Origin of the sequence: Spiroplasma culicicola AES-1 (assembly GCF_000565175.1) — a bacterium.
Taxonomy (GTDB): domain Bacteria; phylum Bacillota_I; class Bacilli_A; order Mycoplasmatales; family Mycoplasmataceae; genus Spiroplasma_A; species Spiroplasma_A culicicola.
In genome coordinates, this window is the sequence record NZ_CP006681.1 from 387,344 (window position 1) to 400,406 (window position 13,063).

Sequence of the window (13,063 nt, forward strand, 5' to 3'; positions counted from 1 at the left end):
ATGGATCAAGTATATGTATTAATTTCTAATTTACTTGAAACAATGTTACAAGACACTTATTATGTTTTTAAAAAATCAATTGAAACTGATAATAGTTATCAATTTGTCTTGGTTTTAGAAAAACAAGCATATGATAAGTATGTGAATAAAAAAATTAATGTTGTCACAACTATTGTTGATGCCTTTAATGTAAAAGAATCAATTAGCGCAAAGAAAGTAAAAATTCTTGTGGAGGTATTTGATGAGTTTGGATAAAAAACTACTTGAGGTTGGAAAATTAATTTCAACTCATGGAATTAAAGGTGAATTTAAGTTTTGACTAAATAATGAATTTTATTTAGTTGATGATTTAAATAACAAACAAATCTTTTTAAAAGATAATCAAAATAACTTTGATGTTTATACAATTGAAAGATTTTATCAACAAAAACAAAAGATGATTTTAAAATTATCTGGAATTGATGATATTAATACTGCTCAAAAATTTAAAAATCACATTGTGCTATTTAAAATTGAAGATAATTTAGTAGAACAAGAAGTTAATTTAGTAAATTATCAAGTGAGCAATAACAATCACATTGTTGGAATAGTAAAAGAAGTAATGTTCAATGGTGCTCAAGATCTACTTAAAGTACAAGAAAACCAAACAACACAATATTGAATTCCTTATGTTGATGAATTTATCATAAACTGTGATGATGACACTAAAATTATTTATGTCAAAAACATTGAGAGGTTAAAATAAATGAAATTTTCAATTATTACATTATTTCCTCAATTGATAAATGCTTACATTAGTGAATCAATTATTAAAAGAGCTATTGAAAAAAATAAAATAGTAATTGAAATAATTGATTTGCGAAACTTTGGAATTAATAGTCACAATCAAGTTGATGATTATCAATTTGGTGGGGGCAAAGGTATGGTTTTAATGGTTGAACCAGTTGTCAAGGCAATCAATAGTGTTAAAACAGCAGATTCACTTGTAATTTTGACAAGTCCTCAAGGTAAAACTTGAAATCAAAAATTGGCAAATCAATATCGTGTTCAAGAAAAACATTTAATTATAGTTTGTGGACATTATGAGGGATTTGACGAAAGAATTTTAGATTATGTTGACTTAGAAATTTCAATTGGAGATTATGTTTTAACTGGGGGAGAAATTGCAAGTTTAATTCTAATTGACTCAATTGCAAGATTGGTTGATGGAGTAATTGCACAAGAATCACATCAAAACGATAGTTTTGAAAATGATTTACTAGATCACCCAGTTTATACAAAACCAGTTGAATTTGAAAACAAAGTGGTTCCCCAAGTATTATTAAGTGGCCATCATGCAAACATTGAAAAGTTTCGTCAACAAGGCAGAATTAAAAATACATATAATAAAAGACCAGATTTATTAAAAGAAGAAAACTTATCAATCGAAGATCTTAAATATCTTCAAGAATTAAAAAATACGAAAGGAGAATAGAATTTATGAATATGTTAACTAAAAACACAAAATCTTTAATTGATGAACAATTAAATACAAATCTTCCAGAATTTACATCAGGAGATACTATTAAAGTTAATGTAAAAATTAAAGAGGGAGAAAAATTCCGTATTCAAGCATTTGAAGGAGTTGTAATTAAAACTCAAGGAAGTGGAATCTCATATTCTGTTTGTGTAAGAAAAAATTCAAATGGTGTTTTTGTTGAAAGAACTTTCCCAATTCACTCACCAATTATCGAATCAATCGAAATTGTTAAACGTGGACGTGTAAGAAGAGCTAGAATTTACTACATTAGAAAATTATCTGGTAAAGCTGCTCGTATTAAAGAAGTTGTGAATACTAAAGCAAAAGAATTAAAAAAAGCAAAATAATTTAATAAATAATCAAAACCACATTTAATGTGGTTTTTTTATTTGATAGTCATTTTTTAGTATTCAAAATTTGCTAAAATATAAATGCACATAAAGGAAGAGAAAAATGGAAAATAACTATTATCAAGAAATAATTGAAAAAATAAATAATCTTATTCAAGAAGGCGAATACGAGCAAGCAATGAACTTGGTCAGAGATGAATTAAATGTGCCATATGTTCCATTCGATTTTGAAAATCAATTAGAAGAAATTTCGTGAAAAATAAATGGACTTTTATCCCAAAATGTTGATAATAGTTATTTGAATTGAAACCTTGATAAAGTTAGTGAAATTATGACTCAATCATTAGATCAACAATTGCATTTGGTAGCTTTTGATGCACTAAGAGGTTTAAATGCGCGTAAACTTTTAGACCAAATTAAAGCTTATTTTCTAAATGTGGATATTAAAAATGAATATAAAACATTTTTATTAATGGTTTTAATAGAACAAAAAATGGATGAAATTTTTGAAATTAAAAAAGGAGACTTAACGATTCGCATTAATCCAGCAACTTTTGATTTAAAAGAATCTCAAAAATTCTTAAAGGAATTAGAACATATTTTAGAAAATGCGATTTATGATATTAATCCAAGTTTACATACAGTTTGTATTCAAGTTGCCAATACTTATTATTACAATATTTTCCCAGATTTTAGAATGCCAGATTATTCAATTAATGAAATTGCTGGGGCAATTGCAATTTATTCTCAAAAAGCTCTTGGTTTAGAAATTGATGATGAAATAAATCAAAAAATTAATTTTAATAATGATAAAGCAATGTTATTATTAGAAAAGTTTGAAAATTTAATTTAGGAGAAGTTTATAAATGAAAAAGACAGTATTTAGTCCAGAGGACTTTAAAAAATTTGAAGATAATAAAAATATAATGATGCAAATTTTTGGAATAACTTGTTCAGTTTGTGGAATTGATGAAATTGGATATGTTGCTCAAAACGCTCCAAAAACAATTGGACAAATTGCACAAGAAGCAATGGAAGAAAATCCCGATATTACAGATGAGCAATTAGATGAATTAATGGAAGGACCAATTGGTGCATGACAAGAAGTTGATGATTATAACGCTTCAATTGGAATGCCAACATTTGCATGTGATAATTGTTATCAACAATTAATTGATGGAGAAATTAGTATTTCTGATGCTTCAGATCAAGAAGAAGAATAAAAGGTGATTAAATGAAATTCGTAGATTTAGCATATTTTAATATTAAATCTGGAAAAGGTGGCGATGGGGCCGTCTCTTTTCGTCATGAATTATATGTTGCTAATGGAGGTCCAAATGGTGGTGATGGTGGAAAAGGTGGCGATGTTATTTTCGTTGCTGATGAAGGAAAATCTTCACTTTTAGACTTAAAATTGCAAAAATTTTATACAGCACAAGATGGTTTTAAAGGTGACATTAAAAACATGCACGGAAAAAATGGAAAAGATACTTACATTAAAGTACCTGTTGGAACTGTATTATTTAATGCCGATACTGATGAACTATTGGCAGATTTTACAGATAATGATCAAGAAAAAATTTTAGCTTTAGGTGGAAAAGGTGGAAGAGGAAATGCAAGATTTGCAAACTCACGAAATAAAGCCCCAACTATTTTTGAAGCAGGAGACCCTGGACAAGAAATAAATATTAAAGCAGAGTTAAAAGTTTTAGCAGATGTTGGATTTGTAGGATTGCCAAATGCAGGTAAATCAACTTTGTTGAGAGCTATTTCAAATTCTAAACCCCAAGTGGCAGATTATCCATTTACAACAATTAATCCCCAATTGGGAGTTTCAAGAGATAAGCAAGGAAGAACATTTACAGTTGCAGATTTACCTGGTTTGATTGAAGGCGCTAGTCTTGGAAAAGGCCTTGGTCACGAATTTTTACGCCATATTGAAAGATGTAAAATTATTTGTCACGTAATTGATATGTCTGGAAACTATGCAACTGAAGATGTTGTTGCAAATTACAATTTAATTCGCAAAGAATTATTAGACTACAATTTTAATCTTGATAAAAGAGTTGAAATTATTGTTGCAAATAAAATTGATATTGAAGAAGCACAAATTAATCTTTTATACTTTAAAGAACAATTTAAAGATAAAAAAATAATTGAAGTTTCTGGATTAACAAAAAACAATATTGATGCTCTATTATTAGAAATTGGAAGTCAATTAGAAAATGTCAAAGATGAACCACTGTGATTAATTGAAGACCAAGAAATTAGTGATTATAAAGTATATACTTTTGAATCAGATCTTAAAGATGTTCAAGTTAGAAATCTTGGAAATGGTAGATGAAGTATTGAAGGAAATGATGTTTTAAAAGTTTATCAAAAAACACCAATTTCAACTCATGATAACTTATTACTATTTAATGAGAAATTAAAAACTCTTGGAGCATATGATATGTTAAGAGAAAAGGGAGCTCAACGTGGAGACGTTGTGAAAATCTTTGATATTGAATTAGAATGGATGGACTAATATGGAATTGAAAGAATATTTAGATTATTTAGTTGAATGATTACGTGAAGAAGTTAAAAAAGCTAATCAAAAAGGAGTAATTGTTGGAATAAGTGGAGGAATTGATTCTGCACTTGTAGCTGCTCTTGCAAAAAAAGCATTTCCAAATGATTATTTAACTGTATGAATGCCTTGTCAATCAAGTCAATTAGACGAAGAATGCAAAGAAGATTTAATTGAGGCATTTGATTTAAAAAATGTAACAGTTGATTTAAAAGAACCATTTGAAGTTTTAAAACAAAGCTTGAATAATTCTCAAATTCAACAATCAGATCTTGCTCTTGCAAATAGTAAAGCAAGATTGAGAATGACCACACTTTATTCAATGGCACAAACTCATAATTATTTAGTTTTAGGAACAGACAATGCTGATGAATGACATATTGGTTACTTTACTAAATTTGGGGATGGAGGAGTTGATTTACTTCCAATTGTACATTTACTAAAACGTGAAGTAAGAGAAGGCGCTAAATTTTTAGGAGTTCCCGATTCAATTATAAATCGTGCTCCAACTGCAAGTTTATGAGAAAACCAAACTGATGAAGCAGAAATTGGATTTGGATATGACTTAATTGATGATTATTTAGCTGGAAAACCAGTTGAAAATAATGTTAAAGAACGAGTTGATTATTTACACAAAATCTCACAACACAAAAGAAATGGCGCACCAATGCCTAATAAAAAGTAAGCAGTTTTTTAAACTGCTTTTTAATTTAAAAATTTATTGACTATATCTTATGTATAATTATGATAGTGGAACGTGGTGATATTGTGGATACTAAAATTAAATTAAAATGAAAATTTAATGGTCATTTTTTCAAAACTTTATTAACTATTTTTGGTTTTGGAATATTCTTTTCACTAGTGTATTCATCACTTTATTCAAATTTAATTAGAAACAGTCTTGCAAGTTCAATTATTTTATTTTGAGCTTATTGACGTATTTTATTTATTACATTTAGTTTACATTTAATAGGGTGAGTTTTTAAATTTGGAGTTAAAAATAAGAATAAACGTTTTGAAATTATAAGGAAGAATTTATTCTTCTTTGCATGTGTTTTTATTTTGTTTTTAAGTGCATATAATCCAAATGTTCAAAATTATAAACAATTTAATTTCTTATCAATTATTTTATTTTCAATTGCAATTAGCAGTTATTTTTTAAATCGCTGAATTTATAAAAGATTTAATCAAATTAAGTGCATATATTGAAAAACTTTATTTATTAAAACTTTAAAAAGAATTACAAAACAATATTTTTGAGCTGTTGCAAATAAAATTAATAATTTCTTAGTTAAAGTAAAGATTTTAACTAGAAAATCAATTAATTTCTTTGTTACCAATTATAAAAAGACAATTTTAATTAAACTTTCTCATGAAATTAAGGGTGATCTTGTTGATTATCAAAATAATTTCATTAACAATAGCGATTTAGCAATTAGATCTTAATAAAATCAAAACTAGTGAACGTTTAAATATTACTGTTTGTAGATAGTTAAAATTAAGAATAATTAAAATGTACATCCTTTTAAAATTTAAGACTTACTTTTGCAGTTATTTTTTAGAGCAATTCAAATAACTGATTCTTGCTATATAAAATTTAAACTTTGAATTGTAATAAAATTTATCATTAAATTTTTACTTCAATAATAATTATTAAACTTACTAATTGCTAAATAAAACAAATATACTTTATTAAAAATTCCTTTTAGATAGATTACAAATCTTTGATTTTAAATAAATTAAGTTTTTAAACATACTCCCAATAAATGTTTGAAAATATATTTAAAATTCATATAATTTTTAACTCACATAATATTCTTTCTGCCAAAAGAATATTGACATTTATAATATAAAAAAATTAATAATATTTGAAACACAAACCTAGATTCTAAGTTTGTGTTTTTTTAATTTAAATCAAAATAACGATTAAATTCTTTGACTAATTGTTGTTTTTATTAGATAATAAGAAAAATAAGGAGAAAACAACTATGACAGAACAACAAGCAAATGGAATAAGCGAATTTATTGATCAGTTAAATGATGACATTGCTGATAAGATGTTTGAAGAATTAATTGCTGGGATGAGTTTATACTTTGCAGTAGTTATTTTTGGAGAAGATATTGATACTGTTTTTGAAAATCCAGAAAACAAAGAAAAATCTACTCAAGAAAAGGCTAATTTAGTAAAGCAAGCAAACATTGGTAAAGAAGAAATTTATGCAGCTTTAATGGGTGCATTAAAAGAAGAAAATGATGCAGAAGATTTTGCAGAAGATTGTGTACAATCAATTGCATTTAACCCAGAATATCCTCAAGAAATCTTGAGTAAATTAGCTGAATTAGAAATTGAAGAATCTGATTTCTCTGCAAATTTAATTGTAACTTTCAAAGATCAATTTATTGATTTCTTTGTAAACGACTTAGATGTAGAAGAATGAAAAGAAGACATAATTGAAGCACTTGTTGCTAGTTGAGAATAATTTCTTTTAAGAGATTATTTTTTTATTTTTTTTAACTTTTAATCAACTTATGATAATATAGTAGTGATTGTAGATAGGGTAAATTTACAATTATGGGCTTAAATATAAAAAAGGTGATTATATGATGCTAACAGGATTTAAAGTTTTAGACATTACAATTGAACTTTGAGTAATACTTTTAGTTTTTGGACTAATAGCGCTTGTATCATTGACACTATATTTTTTAATTGTTTTAAAAAAAAATCAAAAGTTCGTGTTTGAAAAAGAAGAAGTAAATGCTTCTGATTTTAAAAGACTAGAAAAATTTGATCGTTTAAGAAATGATTTTGAAATTGAAATTGCTTCAATCAAAAAACTACAAAAACAAGGGCATAAAAAATAGTTTTTATATTTAACTCATAAAAAAAGGGGCATTTTTATGAGTTTATTAAATGCGGTAAAACCGATTTTAAACAATAATGAACAAACAAATCAGCAAAACAATATGGCTGATAATTTTGGCGTTCCTGGACAAGTAAATTTCCAAAATTCAAATATGAATCAAATGCAAAATGGTCAACAAATAAATGGACATTTTGATAATCCAACAGCAATGTATCAACAACAAATGATTGATGCAAAAAATAATCACATGAATCAACCTTATAATAATGAGATGAATATGAATGTTCAAAATATGAATATGAATCAACCAGTATATCGTCCAAACTTGAATAAGCATAATTTTAGAAATAGTAATCCAATGCCTGCAAATTATCAACAAGAAATAATTGATTTTGATAGTCCAAGACCAATTGACTATGGAAATTATGGATACCAAGCACCTCAACAACAAGCATATAACCAAAATTATAATCCAAACTATAATAATGATATGATTGCAAACCAATATGGACAACCTTCAGTTTATGAAGCAGCTCCTTTATATCAAATATATAATCCATCAAATCAAATTGTTGAAAATGGATATAATAATTTTTCAAATCAAAATCAATTTTATGATGAACGTTATATGCAACAACAAGCTTATGGTTCACAACAACAAGCTTATGGTCAAGGTTACAATAACCAATATAATAATTATCCAATGGCTCCAGCAAACAATTACAATGATTATGATAATTCAAATTATTCAAAACGTTTTGCAAGAGCAAATCAGCTTCCAAAAGAAATTGCCAAAGAAGTTAGAAGTGAAAAACTACGTACAGCTTTAATGTTTTTCGTGGGTGCAATTGGAATAATTGTAACTTCAATTATGTTAGCAGTTTACTATAAAGCAGGTGAAGGAGAGAAATATTTAGGTCTATCAGTTGATCAAGTAATGTATCCTTTCTTTTCAATTCTATTTTTAATCATTACTACAGGTATTTTTGGGCTAGCATTAACAGATTATTCATTGCTATATTCAAATGTTAAAAAATATCAACGTGATTTATTATATGGACGCGAAAATGTACCATACTTTATCACAAGAAATTATCGTGCTTTAATTTCAAGAGGAATTTATATTAACTGAATTTGTTTTTCAACTTATATTATTGGTGCAATTTGTTTGGGAATCTTATATGGCTTTCAAGCAATTTATGATAGTTATATTGAAAAAGGTGAAGAACCAGTTATTACATTCTTCTTTTGAAAAATAGGAACTTTAAAATCATTTGAATCAGATATTACCGTTAATATCATTGTTTTATTTGTAACTTTAGGAGTTCATATTTTAAATATTGTTTCTTCAAGAAATCGAAAAAATAATTTAATCGCCTATTATGGTTTTGAAGTAATTTCTACTGATGAAATTAACAAAATTAAGAAAAAAGCAAACACAAGATGTTTAATTATTTTCTTTATTACTCTTGCAATTATTTTATTTGCAATTGTTATTCCTTGATTAATCATTAGAAAGAAAAAAGGACAGTCACTTAAACCATGAAAAGCAGAATAAATAATGATCGCAAAATTAATAGTTTATATGTTCACATTCCTTTTTGTGAACATATTTGCTTTTATTGTGATTTTGTCAAAGTAATTAAACCAAATAAAGAAGAATTAATTGATGAATATTTAGATAATTTAAAAGTTGAATTAGATCAATATGGAGATCAACTAAAAGCTATTAAATCAATTTATATTGGTGGGGGAACTCCTTCTTGTTTGAATGAAACTCAAACAAGAAAAATGTGTGAAATTTTAAAACCTTATGTAAAGGAACACGATTTTGAATATTCAATTGAATTAAATCCTGAATCAATTACAGAAGAAAAATTAAAAATTTATCAAGAATATCATTTAAATCGATTAAGTATTGGTGTTCAAACTTTTAATAATAAATTATTAAAAAAAATTGGGCGAATTCATGACAATTCATTAGCAATTGAAAAATATCAATTGGCAAGAAAAGTTGGTTTCGACAATATTAGTATTGATTTAATGTATAACTTATTTGATCAAACTGGAAAAGATATTTATGTTGATTTAGAATATATTTCAAAATTAAAACCCGATCATATCTCTTGATATTCATTAATCATGAAAGAAGATTCAATTTGAGGTAAAAAGAACTTAAAAACACCTGGAAATGATGAATTATTTGATGATATTGTTAATGAAGGATTAGAAAAATTGGGCTATCAACGTTATGAAATCTCAAATTATTGTTTAGATAATAAATATTCACGTCACAATATGACTTATTGAGATAATTCATTATTTGCAGGAGTTGGAGTTGGAGCTGCTGGATTTGAATTTAAAGATGGATTTTATTTCACAACTTTAAATAAAGGTAATGTTGAAAAATATCAAAAACAATACACTCAGCTTTCACAAGAAGATTATTATTTTCAAATAATTATGATGAGTCTAAGGACAATTCAAGGTTTAGATTTAAGTAATCCATATAATCAAGAAATCTATGAATTTTATCGTGAAAAAATTGATGCAGAAATAAAAAGAGAACTACTAGAAGTGAAAGAAAATCACTTAAAAGCAACACCGAGAGGATTAAACATTCTTAATGAGATCTTGGTTAACTTATTGTAGTTTTTTTTTTTTTTTTGTACAAAATCATATTTTTTGTGACGATAACAATATTAGGAGGAAAATATGGTTTTAAAAGAAAGAAAAATATCAAAGAATCAATCATCAATTTGAATTATTGATCAAATCAAAAAAATTGATTTTGGTTTAGACCAGATCTTTAATTTAGATATTAATGTTCAAACTGTGATTGCAAAACAATATTTAAAGTTAATAACTTCAAGTATTGTTAATATGTGTTTTAAAAAATTAATTAAATCAATTTATCTTCAATTTAATGATAATTTTGTTTTACTTCAATTAATTTATAAAATTAAGCAATTAACTCAACTTTTATATGAAAAACGCCAAAAACATATTTTTGGTTACAGTGAATTAATGCAAATAAAAGTATTAATACATGTTTTTTTGAATCAAATTAGATATGATGCCAATATTTGACTAAATTTAAATAAAAAAGATACAAAAAAATTATATAAAAAACCAATATTACATTGAAATGTAGCCATTTTATTAATTGATTTTGATATTTTAATAGATAGTGGTTTACAGTTTAATGTTGAACAAAAACAAATTCTTAAATCTATTTTTACAATTAAAAAAGAGGATACCTTTGATGAAATTAAACTCAAATTACAACTAGTCAAAAATAATTATTTACCTTTAAGAATGTTTGCTTTAGAAAAAGAAGTTTTAAAAACTGTTAAAAATCCAAGAGTTAAAAAATACCGTTTTGATCAAATTTTGCATTCAACATTATTTCAAATGATAGCTATTTTTATGCGTCAAAACTTAAGAAAAAGACTAGCAAATTAACCCTTTTTGGGTTATTTTTTTTGTAAAAAAATTAAAAAAATTAGCACTTATGTATTGACATTGCTAATTTAAGTTGTAAGATATTAATGTTTAGCAATTGAATAGATAGAGTGCTAATCAGGAGGTATAATTATGGACTTTACACAAAAACCAGACCCATTAAATGACCCAGAAATCCTTAATAAATACACAAGGGATTTAACACAAGATGCCAAAGATGGAAAAATTGATCCAATTATTGGTAGAGATGATGAGATCATGAGGGTAATTAGAATTTTAAGTAGAAAAACAAAAAATAATCCAGTATTAATTGGAGAACCAGGAGTTGGGAAAACAGCAATTGCAGAGGGACTAGCTCAAAGAATTATTAAAGGAGACGTTCCTAGCGTTTTAAAAAATAAACGAATTTTAGAACTTGATATGGGAAGTGTTATGGCAGGTGCAAGTTTTTTAGGAGACTATGAAGCTAGAATTAAAGGAATTGTAAACGCAATTCAAAAGGAAAATGGAGAAATCATCTTATTTATTGATGAATTACATTTAATTGTTGGTGCAGGAAAAACTGGAAATGGGGGAGGAATGGATGTTTCTAACCTATTAAAACCTGCTTTAGCTAGAGGTGGATTAAAAGCGATTGGTGCAACAACTTTAAAAGAATATCGTGAATATATTGAAAAAGATGCAGCTCTTGAAAGAAGATTTCAAAAGGTTTATGTATCTGAACCCACAGTTGAAGAAACAATTTCAATTTTAAGAGGATTAAAAGAGAAATTTGAAACTTATCATGGAGTTAGAATTCACGATAATGCATTAGTTGCAGCTGCTCAATTGAGTGACCGCTATATTGCAGATCGTTTTTTACCAGATAAAGCGATTGATTTAGTTGATGAAGCCAGTGCTACTATTAAAACTGAATTGGCATCAGTGCCAACAGAACTAGACCAAATTAATAGAAAAGTTATGCAATTGGAAATTGAAAAAGCAGCTCTTTCTAAAGAAACTGATGAAAAATCAAAAGAAAGATTAAAAGCTAATGAACAAGAATTGCAAAAAATGAAAATTAAACAAAATGAATTAAATAGTGTTTGAGAACAAGAGAAAAAAGCACATGATAAAATTAATCAATTACGTTCAACAATGGATCAATTAAAAACAGAATTAGATCAAGCACAATTGGATGGAAAATATGAAAGAGCTGGAGAAATCCAATACTCATTATTACCAGTAATTGAAAAACAATTATCATCAGAAGCAAATAAAAATGATGAACAATTAATGTCAGAAGAAGTAAATGAACATGAAGTTGCTTCAATTATTGGTAAATGAACTGGTATTCCTGTTGAAAACTTAATGGAATCTGAAAAAGAAAGATTATTAGGAATTGAAACTAGTTTAAGAAAAATGGTTAAAGGTCAAAATGAAGCTATTGAAGTTGTAAGCGATGCTATTTTGAGAAGTCGAAGTGGAATTAAAGATCCCTCAAAACCAATTGGAAGTTTCTTATTTTTAGGACCAACTGGGGTAGGAAAAACTGAAGTTGCTAGAAGTTTAGCAAAACAATTATTTAATAGTGAAAAGAAAATGATTCGTTTAGACATGAGTGAATTTATGGAAAAACAATCAGTTTCTAAATTAATTGGATCTCCTCCAGGATATGTTGGATATGAAGAAGGTGGAAGATTAACAGAAGCTGTTAGACGTTCACCATATTCAATTGTCTTATTTGATGAAGTTGAAAAAGCTCACCCTGATGTATTTAATGTTCTATTGCAAGTTTTAGATGATGGAAGAATTACAGATTCATTGGGAAAAACAATTGACTTTAAAAATACTATTATAATTATGACTTCAAATATTGCAGCTGATTACTTAATGACTACACCATCAGAATTAATTGATGAAAAAGTTATTGAGCAACAACTAAAATCTCACTTTAGACCAGAGTTTTTAAATAGGATTGATAACATTGTGAGATTTAATCCATTATCAAAAGAAAATATTCGTGAAATTATTTTAAAAACTCTTGAGGAATTAAAACAAAGAGTTTTAGAGAACAATGAATATATTATCAATTTTACAGATGCTGCAATTGAAAAAATTATGGATGAAGGCTATGATCGTGAATATGGAGCAAGACCAATTAAACGCTATATTGAAAAAAATATTGAGACAGTTATTGCTCGAGCAATTGTGGGAAATGAAATTGAACCAAAAAGAAACTATGTATTAGATGTTCAAGAAAATCGTTTTGTGTTAACAACCTCTAAAAAATTAAATTAGCACTTGCATAATATGA

At 26.6% G+C, this 13,063-nt stretch carries 15 protein-coding genes; all 15 read left to right on the forward strand.

Going from position 1 to position 13,063, the window contains the following annotated elements; translation table 4 throughout:
• The gene (locus tag SCULI_RS01845; RefSeq protein ID WP_025362936.1) at nt 1–255 is read left to right on the forward strand and encodes a hypothetical protein; all 255 of its coding nucleotides are present in this window, start codon (nt 1–3) and stop codon (nt 253–255) included.
• The gene (gene rimM / locus SCULI_RS01850; protein WP_025362937.1) at nt 242–745 is read left to right on the forward strand and encodes a ribosome maturation factor RimM; all 504 of its coding nucleotides are present in this window, start codon (nt 242–244) and stop codon (nt 743–745) included. The genes SCULI_RS01845 and rimM overlap by 14 nt, the downstream gene beginning before the upstream one ends.
• On the forward strand, nt 746–1,474 hold the full coding sequence (gene trmD, locus SCULI_RS01855) for a tRNA (guanosine(37)-N1)-methyltransferase TrmD (RefSeq protein ID WP_025362938.1): 729 nt from the start codon (nt 746–748) through the stop codon (nt 1,472–1,474). It begins immediately after the preceding gene.
• 5 nt (nt 1,475–1,479) lie between these two features.
• Nucleotides 1,480–1,866, forward strand: a complete 387-nt coding sequence (gene rplS, locus SCULI_RS01860) for a 50S ribosomal protein L19 (protein ID WP_025362939.1) — start codon at nt 1,480–1,482, stop codon at nt 1,864–1,866.
• Nucleotides 1,867–1,972: 106 nt separating this feature from the next.
• Nucleotides 1,973–2,722 carry a DUF3196 family protein gene (locus tag SCULI_RS01865; RefSeq protein ID WP_025362940.1) on the forward strand — a complete coding sequence of 250 codons (750 nt, stop codon included), beginning with the start codon at nt 1,973–1,975 and terminating at the stop codon, nt 2,720–2,722.
• A 13-nt stretch (nt 2,723–2,735) separates the two neighbouring features.
• On the forward strand, nt 2,736–3,092 hold the full coding sequence (locus SCULI_RS01870; RefSeq protein ID WP_025362941.1) for a hypothetical protein: 357 nt from the start codon (nt 2,736–2,738) through the stop codon (nt 3,090–3,092).
• An 11-nt stretch (nt 3,093–3,103) separates the two neighbouring features.
• On the forward strand, nt 3,104–4,396 hold the full coding sequence (gene obgE / locus SCULI_RS01875; RefSeq protein ID WP_025362942.1) for a GTPase ObgE: 1,293 nt from the start codon (nt 3,104–3,106) through the stop codon (nt 4,394–4,396).
• Between the two features lies 1 nt (nt 4,397).
• Nucleotides 4,398–5,123, forward strand: a complete 726-nt coding sequence (nadE, locus tag SCULI_RS01880; RefSeq protein ID WP_025362943.1) for an NAD(+) synthase — start codon at nt 4,398–4,400, stop codon at nt 5,121–5,123.
• A gap of 83 nt (nt 5,124–5,206) precedes the next feature.
• A complete protein-coding gene (locus tag SCULI_RS01885) occupies nt 5,207–5,884 on the forward strand; it encodes a hypothetical protein (protein WP_025362944.1) in 678 nt (225 codons plus the stop codon).
• A 542-nt stretch (nt 5,885–6,426) separates the two neighbouring features.
• Nucleotides 6,427–6,918 (forward strand): hypothetical protein, encoded by a 492-nt coding sequence (locus tag SCULI_RS01890; RefSeq protein WP_025362945.1) that lies wholly within the window; start codon nt 6,427–6,429, stop codon nt 6,916–6,918.
• A gap of 121 nt (nt 6,919–7,039) precedes the next feature.
• Nucleotides 7,040–7,300: a TIGR04561 family membrane protein gene (locus tag SCULI_RS01895; protein WP_084656548.1), complete on the forward strand. Its 261-nt coding sequence runs from the start codon at nt 7,040–7,042 to the stop codon at nt 7,298–7,300.
• A 36-nt stretch (nt 7,301–7,336) separates the two neighbouring features.
• The gene (locus SCULI_RS05490; RefSeq protein ID WP_025362947.1) at nt 7,337–8,860 is read left to right on the forward strand and encodes an MSC_0882 family membrane protein; all 1,524 of its coding nucleotides are present in this window, start codon (nt 7,337–7,339) and stop codon (nt 8,858–8,860) included.
• A complete protein-coding gene (gene hemW, locus SCULI_RS01905) occupies nt 8,845–9,954 on the forward strand; it encodes a radical SAM family heme chaperone HemW (protein WP_025362948.1) in 1,110 nt (369 codons plus the stop codon). Before SCULI_RS05490 ends, hemW begins: the two co-directional genes overlap by 16 nt.
• A gap of 63 nt (nt 9,955–10,017) precedes the next feature.
• Nucleotides 10,018–10,767, forward strand: coding sequence for a hypothetical protein (locus tag SCULI_RS01910; protein WP_038648031.1), 750 nt, complete (start codon nt 10,018–10,020; stop codon nt 10,765–10,767).
• A 132-nt stretch (nt 10,768–10,899) separates the two neighbouring features.
• Nucleotides 10,900–13,047 (forward strand): ATP-dependent Clp protease ATP-binding subunit, encoded by a 2,148-nt coding sequence (locus tag SCULI_RS01915; RefSeq protein WP_053230320.1) that lies wholly within the window; start codon nt 10,900–10,902, stop codon nt 13,045–13,047.
• Nucleotides 13,048–13,063: the final 16 nt, after the last annotated feature.